Raw genomic sequence first — 16652 nt, 5'->3', positions numbered from 1 at the left:
ACATGATCCGTTTCTTTATCCATCGCCCCGTCTTCGCGATCGTGCTCGCGCTGGTGACGATGCTCGCCGGCGGCTACGCGATCACCCAGCTGCCCGTGTCGCAATACCCGGAAGTCGCGCCGACCACGATCCGCATCTCGGCCAGCTATTCCGGGGCTACCGCGCAGGCGGTCGAGAACTCGGTGACGACGCCGATTGAGGACTCGCTGACCGGGCTCGACGGGCTCCTTTACATGGAGAGCTCGTCCAATCAGGGTTCGGCGCGCCTGACGCTTACCTTTGACGGCTCGGTCGATCCGATCGACGCCGAGAACGAGGTGCAGACCAAGATCCGCAAGGTCGAGAATTCGCTGCCCGATGCGGTGCAGTCGTCGGGGGTGAGCGTGTCGCGCTCGTCCTCGGACATCCTGATGGTCGGCGCGCTCGTCTCGACCGACGGGAAATATTCGACCGTCGAACTGGGCAACCTGCTCGACACCGAAGTGAAAGGCGCGATCGAGCGCACCTCGGGCGTGGGCGGGATCAACGTCTTCGGCTCGGGCTACGCGATGCGGGTCTGGCTCGATCCCTACAAGCTCGAGCAATATCAGCTGACGCCGACCGACGTGACCTCGGCGGTGCAGGCGCAGAACACCACAGTTTCGGTCGGTTCGCTCGGCGATCTGCCCACCACTGAGGGCCAGCAATTCACCGCGACCATCACCGCGCAGAGCCAGCTGACTTCGGTCGAGCAGTTCGAGAAGATTCTTCTGAAGACCGAGGCCGACGGCTCGGCGGTCTATCTGGGCGATGTCGCGCGGATCGAGATCGGACAAGAGGATTACGGCAGCAATTCCAGGTTCAACGGCATGAACGCAGCGGGGTTCGGTGTGAACCTCGCGAACGGCGCGAATGCGGTGGATACGGCCTCGGCGGTGCGTGCGACGCTGGACCGGATGTCGTCGTCGCTGCCCGAAGGCGTCGAATTCCAGATCGCCTATGACACCTCGCCCTTCGTGCAGCTTTCCATCGAGAAGGTCTATCACACGCTGGCCGAGGCAATCGTGCTGGTGCTGCTGGTGATCCTCGTCTTCTTGCAGAAATGGCGCGCGACGCTGATCCCCATCGTCGCGGTTCCCGTGGTGCTGCTGGGCACATTCGCGGTGTTGCTGGTCGCGGGCTATTCGATCAACACGCTGACCATGTTCGCGATGGTGCTGGCGATCGGCCTGCTGGTCGATGACGCGATCGTCGTGGTGGAGAATGTCGAGCGCGTGATGGAAGAGGAGGGCTTCAGCCCCCTCAAGGCCACCGAGAAAAGCATGTCGCAGATCACCGGCGCGCTGATCGGGGTGGCGCTGGTGCTGTCGGCGGTGTTCCTGCCGATGGCGTTCTTCCCCGGCTCGACGGGGGTGATCTACCGGCAGTTCTCGGTGACGATCATCACCGCGATGGTGCTCTCCGCCGTGGTCGCGCTGATCCTGACGCCTGCGCTGGCGGCGAAACTGCTGCGCCCGTCGACAGGCCGCGCGATTGCGCCTGCGCGCGCCTTCAACACGGGCTTCGCGAAGATGCAGGGCGGTTACGCCAGCGCGGTGGCCCGTATCGTGCGCAAACCTTTCCTGATGGCGCTGGTTCTCGTGCTGGTGCTGGCGGGGGCGTGGGGCGTGATGACCCGGCTGCCCTCGTCCTTCCTGCCGCAAGAGGATCAGGGCGTGCTGATGGCGATGGTGAACCTGTCCGAGGGGGCGACCACGGCGCAGACGTCGGATGTGGTCGACCAGATCACGCAATACCTGCTGACGCAGGAGAAATCGGATGTGTCGTCGGTCTTCGCGACGCTCGGGTTCTCCTTCGGCGGCGGCGGGCAGAACACCGCGATGGTCTTCGCCAAGCTGAAGGATTTCGACGACCGCACCGGCGCGGATCAGACCGCTGCCGCCATTTCGGGCCGGGCCAATGCGCATTTCGCGGGGCTGCGCGCGGGGCAGGTCTTCTTCCTGCAACCGCCCGCGATCCGCGGTATCGGCAACTCCTCGGGTTTCCAGATGTATCTGGTGGATCAGGGCAATAATGGCACGACGGCCCTGAAGGAGGCGGGCGAGCAGCTCGTGGCCGCGGCGAAATCCGACAGCCGCCTGACCAATGTCCGCGTCAGCGGCGACGAGAACAAAGCGGCACTGCAGCTCGATATCGACCAGCAGAAGGCCGAAAGCTTCGGGCTGACGCTGAGCAATCTCAATTCGATGCTCTCGGTGATCTTCAGTGGCAGATCGGTGAACGACTTCGACCTCAACGGCAATCTGCGCCCGGTGATCGTCCAGGCGGATGCGCCCTACCGGATGCAGCCGGAGGATATCGACACTTGGTATGCGCGCAACGCGTCGGGCGAGATGGTGCCGTTCTCATCCTTCGCGACGACGAAATGGGTCTCCGTCGCACCGAAACTGTCGCGCTATGACGCGGCCAATGCGATCGAGATCTCCGGCCAGGCCTCGGACAGCGCAAGCTCCGGCGCGGCGATGGACGCGATGGAGCAGCTGGTCAGTGACCTGCCCGGCGGCTACGCGGTTGCCTGGACGGGGCTGAGCTATCAGGAACGCCAGTCCGGCGATCAGGCGCCCTATCTCTATGCGCTCTCGGTGCTGGTCGTCTTCCTCTGCCTCGCCGCGCTATACGAGAGCTGGTCGATCCCGCTTTCGGTGATGCTCGCCGTGCCGGTGGGGGTTCTGGGGGCGCTGGTCTCGGCTTGGGTCTTCGGGCAGTCGAATGACGTTTACTTCAAGGTGGGTATCCTCACGACCATAGGTCTGGCGGCGAAGAACGCGATCCTGATCGTGGAATTCGCCAAGAACCTCGAAGCCGAGGGAAAGGAGCTGATCCCCGCGACCATCGAGGCGGCGCGGCTCCGCCTGCGCCCGATCCTGATGACCTCGCTCGCCTTCATGCTGGGCGTGGTGCCGCTGGCGATTGCGACCGGGGCAGGGGCCTCGGCGCAGAACGCAATCGGCATCGGCGTGCTGGGGGGCATGGCGGCGGCGACCTTCATCGGCGTCTTCATGGTGCCCGCCTTCTACGTCCTGATCCGTAAACTGACTCCGGGGCGCTGAGCCGAAGGCGCGATCCCAATGCCAAGGCGGCGGCGCTACGCGCGCGACCGCCTTGGCGATCAATCACTTCCGCTTGAATCGGGGAAAGCGGGGAACAAAGCGTTGAAGGCGCAAGTTTCCCTGCCAAGGAACGCCGGTAAGTGCCGGAAAAAACCGATAAAGGAGTGAAGTTATGCTGAGCATGATTGGGGGCCTCGTCGTCCTCATCCTCGATATCTGGGCCATCGTGTCGATCCTTGGCTCGGGCGAATCCACCGGCAAGAAAGTGCTGTGGATCCTGTTGATCGTCATCCTGCCGATTATCGGCTTCATCATCTGGCTGCTGGTTGGGCCGAAAGGCGCCAAGGCGACAATCTGAGCCACGCAGAGCCGGGAGGGACGATATGAGCAGCATCATCCGCAACATCGTCCCTCTCGGCTCGCTCTTGATGTCTGTGCTGGCGCTCGCGCTGGCCGTCTGGATCAGCCCTTGGTGGCTGATCCTTTTGCTTTTGACGGTGCCGCTTCTGGCGCTCAGCCTTTATGACTATTTCCAGAAGGACTGGACGATCACGCGCAACTATCCGGGCGCGGCGCGCATCCGCTGGCTCGCCTACGATCTGCGGCCTTTCCTGCGCGCCTATATCGTCGAGGGCGATCTGGAGGGCAAACCCTACCCCTATGAGGCGCGCAACCTCGTGCATGCCCGCGCGCGGGGCCAGACCGATACCCATCCTTTCGGCACGGAGCGCGACGTGGAAGGCGCCGAATATCAATGGGTGAATCATTCCATCGCGCCCGCCGAGCATCCCGACAAAAGCCCACGCATCACGGTCGGCAACGATCAATGCGCCAAGCCCTATTCGGCGTCGGTGCTCAACATCTCGGCCATGTCCTTCGGGGCGCTGTCGGCCAATGCGGTCGAGGCGCTGAACCTCGGGGCCAAGCAGGGCGGGTTCTACCACGACACGGGCGAGGGAGGCTTCTCGCCCTATCACCAGAGCCATGGCGGCGACATCGTCTGGGAGCTGGGCTCGGGCTATTTCGGGGCGCGCGACGATGAGGGGAATTTCGACCCGGAGCTGTTCGCCGAGCAGGCGAGCCACGATCAGGTCAAGATGACCGAGATCAAGCTGAGCCAGGGCGCGAAGCCCGGTCACGGCGGGATGCTTCCGGCGGCCAAGGTCACCGAGGAGATCGCGAAGACCCGCAAGGTGCCCGCGCATCAGGACTGCCTCTCGCCGCGCGGCCACAAGGCGTTTTCGACGCCCGCGCAGATGATGGAATTCGCGGCGAAGATGCGTGATCTCTCGGGCGGCAAGCCGGTGGGCATCAAGCTGTGCATCGGTCAGCCGCATGAGGCCTTCGCGGTCGTGAAAGCGATGCAGAAGACCGGCATCTATCCCGATTTCGTCGTCGTCGACGGAGCCGAGGGCGGCACCGGGGCCGCGCCGCTGGAGCTGTCGGATCATGTCGGCATGCCGCTGATCGATGGGCTCGTTCTGATGCGCAACGCTTTGGTCGGCGCGGGCGTGAAGGGCAAGGTGCGGCTGGCGGCGTCCGGCAAGGTCTATTCCGGCTATGGGCTGGCGCAGAACCTCGCGATCGGGGCGGATTGGTGCAATGCCGCGCGGGCCTTCATGTTCTCGATCGGCTGCATTCAGGCGCAGCGATGCCACTTGGGCACCTGTCCGACCGGGGTGACTACGCAGGACAAGAGCCGCCAACGCGGCCTCGTGCCCGAGGTGCAGGGCCCCCGTGCCGCGCGCTTTCACGCCAAGACTCTGGAGGCGCTTGCCGACATCGTCGCGGCCGCCGGGCTGGAGCATCCGAGCGAGCTGCAGCCCCACCACATCGTGCATCGCACTGCCGTGCGCGAAGCTCGCACCATCGAAAAGATCTATCCCTTTTTGCCCGCGAACATCCTCAACGACGATCCGGGCAGCACCGATTACGCGGACTGGTGGGAGGCGGCCGATGCGGACAGCTTCAAGCCGCGCATCGACCTCAATGCCAAGCGCACTAGCCTGCATCACAAAGCCGAATTGAAAGAGGCCTGACATGAGCAAGAGCGTATCCGACATCATCGCCGAAACCCTCGTTTCGGCGGGGGCGCAGCGCGTCTACGGGATCGTGGGCGACACCATCAATCACTTCACCGATGCGGTGCGCCGCTCGGACCTGAGCTGGGTCCATGTGCGCCACGAAGAGGTCGGCGCACTCGCGGCGGGTGGCGAGAGCTACATGACCGGGGAGCTGTCGGTCTGCGCGGGGACCACCGGGCCCGGGAGCCTGCATTTCGTGAACGGCATTTTCGAGAGCCATCGCAACGGCGCGCCCGTGGTGCTGATCGCCTCGAATATCGAGCGCGCGGAGGAGGGCTTGGGTTTCCCGCAGGAGGTCGATCAGAAGAAAATCTACGAGCAGGCTTCGGTGTTCTGCGAGCGGATCAGCCATCCTGACCAAGCGCGCCGGATCACCGTGCAGGCGGCGCAGGCCGCGCTGACCAAGGGCGGCGTCGCGGTGGTCATCGTCAATGGCGACATGTTCCGCGAGACTACGAAGGACGATCTGCAATGGGCCGTGCATCGCCCGCAGCCGATGATGCGCCCCTCGGACGCCGATCTCGACACCTTGGCGGGCATGATCGCCGAGGCCGAGCGGATCACGATCTATGCGGGCATCGGCGCGCGCGGGGCAGCCGCCCAGATCCGGGCGCTGTCGGAGCGGCTCGCCGCCCCGGTCGCGCATACGACGCGGGCAAAGGAATTCATCGAGCCGGACATGCCCAACTATGTCGGCATGACCGGGATCTTGGGCAATCGCGCGGGTATGGAGGCGATGGGCGATTGCGACCTGCTGCTCTGTCTGGGTAGCGATTTCGCCTATACGCAGTTCTATCCGGGCAAGGCCAAGATCGTGCAGCTCGACATTGATCCCACCCGGCTGGGACGGCGCGCGCCGATCCATCTGGGACTTGCGGGCGATGTCGGCGATACGATCGACGCGCTGCTGCCGCGCCTTGCCCCGCGCGAGCCCGGCAAGCATCTGGATCGGGCGCTGAAAGCCTATGCCGAGGACCTCAAGGGCTACCTCGATAGCGCGGAAGAACCCGACCCGAGCCTGATCCACCCGCAGCACCTGACCGAGTTGCTCGACCGGTTCGCGGCGAAGGACGCGATCTTCACCGCAGATGGCGGCTCGCCCATGGTCTGGCTGCTGCGGCACCTGTCGGCCAACGGGTCGCGGCGCTTCCTGACCTCGCTGCTGCACGGCACGATGGCGAACGCCTATCCGCAGGCGCTGGGCATTCAGGAGGCATACCCCGAGCGTCAGGTGATCGCGATGTGCGGCGATGGCGGGATGACCATGCTGATGGGCGACCTGCTGACGCTTGTGCAGGAGAAGCTTCCGGTTAAACTGCTCGTCTACAACAACGCCTCGCTCGGCTTTGTGGAGATGGAGCAGCGGGTGGAGGGGATGCTCGACGCCTTCACCGAGCTGCACAATCCCGACTTCGGCGCGATGGCACGGGCGATCGGGATGGAGGGGATGCGGGTCGAGAGCGCGACCGACCTCGACGGCGCGGTGCGCGACTGGCTTGCCGCTCCGGGGCCTGCGCTGCTCGACGTGAAGGTGAACCGGATGGAGCTGGTGATGCCGCCGAAGATCAAACCGGCGCAGGTGGGGTCAACCGCGCTCTTTGGCGTGAAGGCGGTGCTCAACGGGCGCGCCGATGAGGTGGTCTCGCTGATGCGCGACAACTTCCTGCGCTGATCGGATGTCGGGCTAGACGCAGCCGCCGCAAGGGGTTCGCGGCGGCTGCTACCCGACGGAGACGAGTGTGGGGATATCTCCGTCAGGGTCTCGTGTTGCCCCCCGAGGGACAGAAACGGACAAATCCTCCGGCCCGAGCGCGCTGCACGCATTGTCTCGGCACGAAGGCGTCCAAAATGTCTATGCTGCACGAAGGACTGACCCGCCATGGGGAGGCTGATCGACGGCAACATTGGGCATTTGCACCGGATGGAACCCGTCACGCAACCGTAATCCTGTCGTACAGAGCGGATATTCGCCTGTGGTGCCGCAAGAAAAGGCAACCGACCGAAAACAGGAGGGCGACATGGACGAAACGGCGCGGATATTGGCAGAGGCCGCGCGCCTTCTGAAAATCACGCCGCGACGGGCCGAGCCGCTGGCGGGCGGCGATTTGAGCCCGGTGCTGGCGCTAGACCTGCCGACCGGAGAGCGGGTGATCGCCAAGGGCGGGCCTCACCCCGAGATCGAGGCGGAGATGCTGCGTGCACTCGCTGAGGCGGGCGCGCGGGTGCCGAAGGTGATCTCGGCCTCTCGGGTCTGCCTCGTGATGGAGGCCTTGCCGCAGCACGGAGGCCTAAGGGGTGCGGGGTGGCTGGAACTGGGCGAGATACTTCGGCGCCAGCACCGCGCGCCGGGGGCACCGGATGAGGCGCCCTACGGCTGGCCCGACGAGTATGCCTTCGGCCCGGTGCCGATCCCGAATGCAGTGCGCCCGACATGGCCCGAGTTCTGGGCCGAGGCGCGGCGGGCGATCTATCAGCTCTGGCCCGCGCTGGTGCATCTGCGCCTGTTCGGCTCGGGCTATCACGGAATGGTGGCGGGGCTTCTGGACCGGATCGGCGTCTAGCGGGGAACCAGCGCGTCGGTAAGGCGCTTTGCCTGCATCGAAAGGTGGTACACGGTGCAATTGGTGACTATCTCCCCTACGCAACTTCAGAAGTTGAACTGGTCGCGCGGCTTGCCCGCAGCGCTTGCGCTGAGCGGGCTGGTCGCGATCGTGCTGTCACTCGATCTGCCGCGCGGGCAGGAACTCGCGGCGCTTGGCGCGGGCTTCGCCACCTCGACGGGGCAGGGCAAGTCGATCCGCAATCGGCGCTGGCCGGTCACCTTCCTCGATATTGCGGGCAAACTGGTCGGGATCTTCGCCGGCATGATCGCCGCGAAGGTCATGATCGGGGGTGTCGCGCTGAGCGTACCGGGAATGCTGCTTGGCGCGTTCGCCGTTGGCCTGCTCTCGCGCCGCGATATGAGCCTGTGGTGGCTGTTTCTGCAAAGCTGGCTGTTCTTCTCGCTCTCGACCTTCCTCGTGCAGTTCATCCCGTCGCCCGGGCCGGTACTGCTCGCCGTCGGCGGCGCGATGGTCTGGGTCTTGGCGGTGGAAGAGGCGGTGCGGGTGATCTGGAAACACTTCGCGCCGAAGACGGGGCCGAAGCTCGATGGGCAGGTGCCGCCCGATGGCGTTGCGCCGCTCAACTCGCTGATCGGTCAGGGGCTGCAGGCGATGGGCGCGGTGGGCTTGTCCTACGGGATCGCAGTGGCTTTCTCGATCAATCACCCCTACTGGGCGCCGCTCTCGGCGCTGTTGATGCTTCGCCCGCGTCCCGGCATGACATGGGACCGGGTGCTGGTGCGCAGCCTCGCGACCCTCGCAGGCGGGCTGGGGGCGAGCCTGCTTGTGCTGTGGCTGGGGCCAGACAGTTTCGTGATGCCGGGGCTCTATGTGATCTTCGGCGTGACTGCGATCCTGTTCGCGCCGCCCGCGCATTACCCGACCTTTGTGGCCTTCCTGACCGCGCTGATCGTGGTGATGGTCTCGATGGGCAATGATGCGCCTTTGTCGAACGCTTGGGGCCGGGTCGCGGGGACGGTGCTGGGCGGGGTCTCGGCCTTGGCGATGAGCTACCTCGCCCATGCGATCCGCAAGCGGCTCGGTTGGGAAGAAAGCCTGCCCGAAAGCGATGCCGCCTGAATGAAAACGGACGCCCCGAAAGGCGGCCGTTTCAATTCGCGTTAGGGTGCGATCACTCGGGCAGGATGCGCACGCCACCCTTCGCCGCCGAGCTGGCCAGCAGCGCATAGGCCTTGAGCGCGGTCGAGACAGCGCGCTTGCGCGGCTCTGCCGGTTTCCACGGCAGCGGCCCCATCGCCTCGCGGCGCGCGGCCAGAACATTGTCGGCCACGGCGAGGTTGATCGTGCGGTTGGGGATGTCGATCTCGATGATGTCGCCGGTTTCGACGAGGCCAATCGTGCCGCCTTCTTCCGCTTCCGGGCTGACATGGCCGATGGAAAGCCCCGAGGTGCCGCCCGAGAAGCGTCCGTCGGTCAGCAGCGCGCATTTCGCGCCGAGGCCCTTCGATTTGAGGTAGGAGGTCGGGTAGAGCATTTCCTGCATCCCCGGACCGCCGCGCGGGCCCTCGTAGCGAATGATGACCACCTCGCCCTCGACGACCTTGCCGGTCAGGATTCCCGACACCGCGTCGTCCTGGCTCTCGAACACTTTCGCGGGGCCCGAGAATTTCAGGATCGAGTCGTCGACGCCCGCGGTTTTCACGATGCAGCCCTGCTCGGCGATGTTGCCGTAGAGCACCGCCAGACCGCCATCTTGCGAGAACGCATGTTCCGCCGTGCGGATCACGCCGTTTTCGCGGTCGCGGTCGAGCTCTTTGTAGCGGTTCTCGGTCGAGAAGGCCTGCGTCGTGCGCACACCGCCCGGGGCCGCGCGGTAGAACTGATCCGTGGCGTCGTCATTGGCGACCATCACGTCCCATTTCGACAGGGCTTCGGCCATCGTTTCCGAATGCACGGTGCGCACGTCCTGATGGATCAGACCGGCTCGGTTCATCTCGCCAAGGATGCCCATGATGCCGCCCGCGCGATGGACGTCTTCCATGTGGACGTCCTGCTTGGCGGGCGCCACCTTGCAGAACACCGGAACCTTGCGCGAGAGGCGGTCGATGTCTTCCATCGTGAAGTCGACCTTGCCCTCATGCGCGATCGCCAGAAGGTGCAGCACCGTGTTGGTCGACCCGCCCATCGCGATATCGAGGCTCATTGCGTTCTCGAAGGCTTCGAAAGTGGCGATCTCGCGCGGCAGCAGGCCCTTGTCTTCCAGCTCGTAATGGCGGCGCGTGATCTCGACGATCTTGCGGCCCGCCTCGAGGAACAGCTCCTTGCGGTCGGCATGGGTCGCCAGCATCGAGCCATTGCCCGGCAGCGCCAGACCCAGCGCTTCGGCGAGGCAGTTCATCGAGTTCGCGGTGAACATGCCCGAGCACGACCCGCAGGTCGGGCAGGCGGCCTTCTCGATCGCGAGCACGTCCTCGTCGGAATACTTGTCGTCGGCCGCAGCCACCATCGCATCGACCAGATCGAGGTCGTGACCGATGATTTCCGCGCCTTCCTTGCCGGCCTCCATCGGGCCGCCGGAAACGAAGATCACCGGAATGTTCAGGCGCATCGCGGCCATCATCATGCCGGGGGTGATCTTGTCGCAGTTCGAGATGCAGACCATCGCATCGGCGCAATGCGCGTTGACCATGTATTCCACGGAGTCCGCGATCACTTCGCGCGAAGGCAGCGAATAGAGCATCCCGTCATGGCCCATCGCGATCCCGTCATCGACCGCGATGGTGTTGAATTCCTTCGCGACGCCGCCCGCGCTCTCGATCTCGCGCGCGACCATCTGGCCGAGGTCCTTGAGGTGGACGTGGCCGGGCACGAATTGCGTGAAGGAGTTCACGACCGCGATGATCGGCTTGCCGAAGTCGTCATCGGTCATGCCGGTGGCGCGCCACAGACCGCGCGCACCCGCCATGTTGCGGCCATGGGTGGATCTACGGGAACGATAAAAGGCCATAAGATTTCCGTTTCTGTCGCGCCCGAGGGGACTCGGGCAATTTCCTGTCGCAGGCCTGAATATAACATGGATCGCCCAATGAACAGTGGCGAGATGGCGCGGGTGGGGTGTGCGATGGTGCGAGATGTTGGGGGAGGGGCGCGTCTCGGCGCAAAGGCTGATTGCTTTAAAGAAGGGGCGGGCGCGGCCCGAGCTGGCCGCCCGCGCCAAGAGCTGTCGCAAAGCTTGCGCATCCGCTCCTCACGCCTACCTTTCACGCGATGCCCGAGACCGCCGCCACGCCCCTCCTGCCGCAACGCTTCGCCGACTGGTTCGCCAGCCGCGGCTGGCAACCGCACAGGCATCAGCTCGACGTGCTGTCGGCGCGCGAAGATACGCTGCTGATCGCGCCGACCGGGGGCGGCAAGACGCTGGCGGGTTTTCTGCCGTCGCTCGTCGATCTGGCCGAGGGATACGAGGGGCTGCACACGCTCTATGTCTCGCCGCTCAAGGCGCTGTCCAAGGACATCGCCCGCAACCTGCGCGCGCCGGTGGACGAGATCGGGCTGGAGCTGCGGATCGAGGATCGCACCGGCGACACGTCCGCCACGCAGCGTCGCCGCCAGCGGGTCGATCCACCACAGATTTTGCTGACGACGCCGGAGAGTCTCGCGCTGATGCTGTCCTACCCGGAAGCGCCGAAGATCTTCGCAGGCGTGAAGCGGGTGGTGCTCGATGAAATCCACGCGCTGGCAGAGAGCAAACGCGGCGATCAGCTGATGCTGGGCGTCGCGCGGCTGCGCAGCCTGTCGCCGGGCCTGACCGTCACGGGGCTGTCGGCCACGGTTGAAGCCCCGCAGGCGCTGGCCGATTTCATGGGCGGCGCGCGGGTGATCATGGCCGATCCAGGCCCGCCCCCCGATATCGAGATGCTGCCGACCGAGCGTCCCGCACCGTGGGCGGGCGGCGGCGGGCGGCACGCCGCGCGCGATGTGATGGCAGCGATCGAGGACGCGCGGCTCAGCCTTGTCTTCCTCAACACACGGGCGCAGGCCGAGCTGTTCTTTCAGGCGCTCTGGGAGGTGAACGACAACGCATTGCCGATCGGGCTGCATCACGGCTCGCTCTCGCGCGAGGCCCGCCACAAGGTCGAGGAGGCGATGGCCAGAGGCGAGTTGCGCGCGGTGGTCTGCACCGGCTCGCTCGATCTGGGGCTCGACTGGGGCGATGTCGATCTGGTCCTGCAGGTCGGCGCGCCGAAGAACGTCAAGCGCCTCGTGCAGCGGATCGGGCGCGCCAATCACCGCTATGACGAACCCTCGCGCGCGCGGATCGTGCCGGCAAACCGCTTCGAGATTGTCGAATGTGCCGCCGCCTTGGAGGCCGTGCGCGAGAACGATCTGGACGGCGGCGGGCGGCGCTGGCGCGGGCCGCTCGACGTGCTGTGCCAGCATATCCTGCTCACAGCCTGCGCCGGGCCGTTTGAGACGGATGCGCTTTATGCGGAAGCGCTGCGGGCGGGGCCTTACGCGAATTTGCCACGCGCGGATTTCGACGCTTGTCTGGAGTTCTGCGCGACGGGCGGTTACGCGCTGCGGGCCTATGACCGCTGGCAGCGCCTGTTGCAGCGTGATGGCAAATGGCAGCTCCGCGACCCGCGCGCGACCCGCGATCTGCGGATGAATATCGGCACGATCACCGAGACCGAGAAGCTGAAAGTCCGCCGCAAATCCCGGCGCGGCGGCACGCCCTTGGGCGAGGTGGAGGAAGGGTTCGCCTCGTCTCTCACCCCCGGAGACACTTTCTTGATCGGCGGGCAGGTCGTCCGCTACGAGGGCCTGCGCGAGATGATCGTGGAGGTGACGAATGCCGCCACGCGCGAGCCGAAGATCGCCGTCTTCTCGGGGCTGAAGATGGCGACCTCGCTGGAGCTGTCGCAAAGGGTGCAGCGCCTGATCGCCACGCCCGAGGACTGGGATCAGCTGCCTCCCGATACCCGCGAGTGGCTGGCGCTGCAGTGTGAGATTTCCACGCTGCCAGCCCCCGGCACGCTGACCTGCGAGACCTTTCTGCGCGGCGGGCGGGCGTTCTTCTGCCTCTACGGGTTCGCCGGGCGCAACGCGCATCAGACGCTCGCGCTGCTGCTGACACACCGGATGGAGCAGGCGGGGCTCGGGCCGCTGGGGTTCGTCGCCACCGATTACGCGCTGCTAATCTGGTCGATCGATCCGGTCGAAGACCCCGCGCCGCTGCTCTCAGTCGAAGGGTTGCGGGAAGGCCTGCGCGACTGGCTGGAGAGCAACGCGGTGATGAAGCGCGCGTTTCGGTCGATCGCGACGATTGCGGGCCTCATCCAGCGTAACCTGCCGGGGCAGCGCAAATCGGGCAAACAGGCGACGTTTTCGTCCGATATTCTCTACGACACCCTGCGCCGCTACGACCCCGATCATCTGCTATTGCGCATCACCCGCGAGGAGGCGAGCCGGGGCCTCGTCGATTTCGAGCGGATCGAGGAGATGCTGGCCCAGGGCAAGAGAATCGTGCATATCCGCGCCCCGCATGTGACGCCGCTGGCCGCGCCTTTGCTGTTGGAGCACGGGCAGGTCGGCATTCGCGGCGGCACGGGCGAGGCACGGCTGATGGAAGAAGAGGCGCAGGCAATGATGCGCGAGGCGGGGCTGGAATGAGAGAGATCACCTTCGCGGAGCAGCGGCTCATCGCGCAACCGTCGGGCGCGCTCTATTGGCCCGGGGAAGACGCGCTGATCGTGGCCGATCTTCACTTGGGCAAGTCCGAGCGGATGGCGCGGCGTGGCGGCGCGCTGCTGCCGCCTTTCGAGAGCCTCGACACGGTGATCCGGCTGGAGGCCGAGGTGCTGCGCCTCCGGCCTTCGCGGCTGATCAGCCTTGGCGATGCGTTCGACGACGATGCGGCGGCGGGAGAGATCGCCCCCGAGATCGCGGGGCGTCTGACCCGCATCGCGGCGCAGACCGAACTGCTCTGGATCGCGGGAAACCATGACCCGATCGGCCTTGGGCAGACCGTGGAAGAAACGCAAATCGGCCCGCTCACGCTGCGCCATATCGCAGACACCGGACCGGACCTTTCGGGGCATTACCATCCCAAAGCGACGATCGCGCGGCGGTCGCATCGGGCGTTTCTGGTGGGGCGCGATCACCTGATCCTGCCCGCTTTCGGCACCTATACCGGGGGGTTGGATTGCGACGGGCCGGAGCTGTCGTCTCTGGTCGGGGCGGGCATCGCTGTGCTGACCGGGCCGGGAATGCCGGTGCGCCCGATCGGTCAGAGCGCGCTGCGCCAGTCGCGATAGCCCGCGCGTTCCAACGCTTCGCGTGCGGCAATGAAACCGGGGCGGTCGGGCTCTGGATCGGGGATCGGCTCGACATGCGCCAGATCGCCCAGGCCCAGCCCGTGCTCGCGCCGCCCCGCCCGGATCAGCGCCAGATACCATTCGAACGGCGCGATCCCGTTCTGGCGCTGTAGCGCGCGATAGGTGAACGCGCGCTGGCCGTTCTCGAGCACCAGCGCGATCTTCTCGTAATGCAGCCCCGCGCCTTCGGCGGCATCGAGCGCGGGGATGTCGCTCTCCGTGATCTCGAACAGCACACCTTGGGTGCGCGCGTCGCTTTCGGTGATCGTAGCCTTCGCGCTCCCGTCGCGCCCGCGTTTCGAGAAATCGAGGCTGTGGCCGGGGATCGCCGCCAACCCGAGCACGCGGGCCGAGGGGCAGCGCGCGGCAAGCCGCGAGGTCAGCAGGTTGGAGCCGTAGGCGAGGTAGGGGATCATCCGCTCACCTGTAGGGTCATCGCGAATCTCTCCTGCGCGCCGGGCGGCAAGACCATGCCGTCGGGCCGCGCAGCCAGTTCCGGCCCGGCCCCTTCCGCGGCAGGCAGCCCGTGCCACGGCTCAACGCAGATATAGGGCGCACCGGGTTTCTGCCACAGGGCGAGATTGGGCAGGTTGGAAAAGCGGAAATCGAGCACCGGCGCCCCGTCGGCGAAGTAGCGCAGCCCGTCGCCCGCGCCTTCGGGGAAGATCATCGCATCGTCCTCATACTGCGCCGGATTGAGGGTCAGCGCGCCCGCCGTGAAGGGCGAGGGCATCCGCGCGCGCCCCAGCATCCCATTCGCGAGCCGTGCCAAGGCAGGCTCCGCCCCGTTGCGCAGCTCGATCCGATGCGAGCCGGTCGCGCCGGGTAGCGGCCAGCGGAACGCGGGGTGAAAGCCGAAGGAAAACGGCATCTCCCGGTCGCCCGCATTGCTGACCGTGGCGGTGACGCGCAGCTCCGCCTCCACGACCTCGTGAACGATCTCGAGGCGGAAATCGAACGGATAGGCCGCGGTCTCCTGCGAGGGCTCGAGCAGGTGGCAACAGCGGCTTTGCGTCAGCTCGGTCACGCGGAAGGGCAGGTGGCGGGCGAAGCCGTGCTTGGGGATCGCGTGGGGCGTGCCGTCGATTGTCACCCCTCCGGGCGCGGGAAGGCCGACGATGGGGAACAGGATCGGGGCCTGTCCGCTCCACCAGGCCGGGTCGCCCTCCCAGAGCAGCTCCTGCCCCTGATAGCTCAGCCCCTGCATCTCGGCGCCTAAATCGGCGATGGTGACGCTGAGGCTTTGGGAGGAAATCTGGGGCATGTGTCGGGATCCGGAGGTTGTGACGTATCGCGCCTTGGTATCGCGCAGCCGGAGATGATCCAAGCCCGTGTCCGTTTCGTGCCGAGTGAGGAGGGGAGCCGGGACTGGCGGCCTTCCAGTGGAAGGACGCCCGGTGAACGCCCGGAGCGCGAGCGGAGGGCCGGACGGGCGCGTGTGGTGAGAGATGAGGGCAGCGCCCGACCCTTGGGGTGAGCCGCGTCTCGGAAGGCTTCCAGTGGAAGCCTTCAGCGGCGAACGCGCCGCGCGTCGCGGTGCAGGGGGCGCTGTGTTGTCTTTGGTTTGGGCGGTTTATCTCGCAAGCCCGGAGGACGGGGAGGCTGTGAGCTGCATCGCCAATGCGCCCTCCTGGGGGGAGGGGTGAGCCGGGACTGGCGGCCTTCCAGTGGAAGGACGCCCGGCGAACGCCCGGAGCGCAAGCGGAGGGCCGGACGGGCGCGTGTGGTCAGAGATGAGGGTAGCACCCGAGCCTGGGTGGGCGCTGTGCTGTCGTCTGATTTGGGCGGTTTATCTCGCAAGCCCGAAGGACGGGGAGGCTGTGGGCTGCGTCGTCAATGCGCCCTCCCGGGGGGAGGGTCGGGCGCTGCCCGGGCTGGTCGCCCGGGCAGGGATCAAAAGAGAAACGCGCTAAATTTTTCTACTTTATCTAAAATATAAATAAGAATGTTGTTCTCTTGAAGCCATCTGGAAAAGGCAGCGCCGTAACCACTCTGTAGGGTTCCGATAACTAGGAATGCGATTTCAATGCGAAATAAACGATTTTTCCAAGGCGCATACTTGTCGCGTGCTAATTTCAGATCAGTGATTGCTTTGGCGAGATCATTATCCTCTGGAACCGCATAGTACCCACCTGTAGCACCAATTGTTCGTTCGATATCAAAGCATAAAGCCCTATTCTCCTCTTCGGTGTTTGGTCCGTATGTGTTTTCTATTCCGGACTTCAATAGGCCTTTAGATATGAGAGACATATGAATATCGAAGGTTAGAGCAAGTCTCTGCTCATTTAGCTCACGATGCGCTTCCAAGCGGTTGATAGCAGAAACTATAGTCTCGCGATCAGCTTTTGAAATGCTTTCTTCGTACTTCGCGCGATCAAGGCCTATCCGCAATATCGCAAAGCAAATAATGATGGTGCCCGAAGCCTGAAATGCCTCGTGCTTCCCTTGGAGTAGAGGGGGGACGCAATTGAGTATCCATATCCCAATATAGGCGAGATAAATCGCCAATATTCTCAGTGGCTCAGGAACCTTCTCTAG

General features: G+C 65.2%; 12 protein-coding genes. 8 read left to right on the top strand and 4 right to left on the bottom strand.

Features of this window, described 5'->3' with window-relative positions; genetic code table 11:
- The first annotated feature begins 2 nt into the window (after window positions 1-2).
- The 6 genes from BMI91_RS04080 to BMI91_RS04055 all read left to right on the top strand — a co-directional run bounded on the left by BMI91_RS04080 (window position 3) and on the right by BMI91_RS04055 (window position 8856).
- A complete protein-coding gene (locus tag BMI91_RS04080) occupies window positions 3-3089 on the top strand; it encodes an efflux RND transporter permease subunit (RefSeq protein WP_078604026.1) in 3087 nt (1028 codons plus the stop codon).
- A 172-nt stretch (window positions 3090-3261) separates the two neighbouring features.
- A complete protein-coding gene (locus BMI91_RS04075) occupies window positions 3262-3447 on the top strand; it encodes a PLDc N-terminal domain-containing protein (protein WP_078569563.1) in 186 nt (61 codons plus the stop codon).
- A 25-nt stretch (window positions 3448-3472) separates the two neighbouring features.
- On the top strand, window positions 3473-5128 hold the full coding sequence (locus BMI91_RS04070) for an FMN-binding glutamate synthase family protein (RefSeq protein WP_078604025.1): 1656 nt from the start codon (window positions 3473-3475) through the stop codon (window positions 5126-5128).
- 1 nt (window position 5129) lies between these two features.
- On the top strand, window positions 5130-6845 hold the full coding sequence (locus BMI91_RS04065) for a thiamine pyrophosphate-dependent enzyme (RefSeq protein ID WP_078604024.1): 1716 nt from the start codon (window positions 5130-5132) through the stop codon (window positions 6843-6845).
- Window positions 6846-7191: 346 nt separating this feature from the next.
- Window positions 7192-7734, top strand: a complete 543-nt coding sequence (locus BMI91_RS04060; RefSeq protein WP_078604023.1) for a fructosamine kinase family protein — start codon at window positions 7192-7194, stop codon at window positions 7732-7734.
- A gap of 93 nt (window positions 7735-7827) precedes the next feature.
- Window positions 7828-8856 (top strand): FUSC family protein, encoded by a 1029-nt coding sequence (locus BMI91_RS04055; protein ID WP_078546016.1) that lies wholly within the window; start codon window positions 7828-7830, stop codon window positions 8854-8856.
- Window positions 8857-8908: 52 nt separating this feature from the next.
- Here BMI91_RS04055 and ilvD read toward each other — a convergent pair whose 3' ends face one another.
- Complete coding sequence (gene ilvD, locus BMI91_RS04050) at window positions 8909-10744, bottom strand: dihydroxy-acid dehydratase (protein ID WP_078519789.1); 1836 nt, start codon at window positions 10742-10744, stop codon at window positions 8909-8911.
- Between the two features lie 260 nt (window positions 10745-11004).
- On the opposite strand from ilvD, the gene BMI91_RS04045 reads away from it, so the two are divergent.
- Together BMI91_RS04045 and pdeM are read left to right on the top strand one after the other, a co-directional pair.
- A complete protein-coding gene (locus tag BMI91_RS04045) occupies window positions 11005-13410 on the top strand; it encodes a ligase-associated DNA damage response DEXH box helicase (protein ID WP_078604022.1) in 2406 nt (801 codons plus the stop codon).
- Entirely contained in the window at window positions 13407-14054 is a 648-nt protein-coding gene (gene pdeM / locus BMI91_RS04040; protein ID WP_078604021.1) for a ligase-associated DNA damage response endonuclease PdeM, read from the top strand. The genes BMI91_RS04045 and pdeM overlap by 4 nt, the downstream gene beginning before the upstream one ends.
- On the opposite strand, the gene BMI91_RS04035 is transcribed toward pdeM, so the two are convergent.
- The 3 genes from BMI91_RS04035 to BMI91_RS04025 form a co-directional block, all read right to left on the bottom strand.
- Window positions 14027-14530, bottom strand: a complete 504-nt coding sequence (locus BMI91_RS04035) for a gamma-glutamylcyclotransferase family protein (RefSeq protein ID WP_078604020.1) — start codon at window positions 14528-14530, stop codon at window positions 14027-14029. The two genes, pdeM and BMI91_RS04035, sit on opposite strands and share 28 nt — an antisense overlap.
- Window positions 14527-15378: an aldose 1-epimerase family protein gene (locus tag BMI91_RS04030; RefSeq protein WP_078604019.1), complete on the bottom strand. Its 852-nt coding sequence runs from the start codon at window positions 15376-15378 to the stop codon at window positions 14527-14529. Before BMI91_RS04030 ends, BMI91_RS04035 begins: the two co-directional genes overlap by 4 nt.
- Window positions 15379-16007: 629 nt before the next feature.
- Window positions 16008-16622 (bottom strand): hypothetical protein, encoded by a 615-nt coding sequence (locus BMI91_RS04025; RefSeq protein WP_146684007.1) that lies wholly within the window; start codon window positions 16620-16622, stop codon window positions 16008-16010.
- Between the last annotated feature and the right edge of the window lie 30 nt (window positions 16623-16652).

Source organism: Thioclava sediminum (genome assembly GCF_002020355.1).
GTDB classification, from domain to species: domain Bacteria; phylum Pseudomonadota; class Alphaproteobacteria; order Rhodobacterales; family Rhodobacteraceae; genus Thioclava; species Thioclava sediminum.
This window is presented reverse-complemented; position numbering and strand designations above follow the sequence as displayed.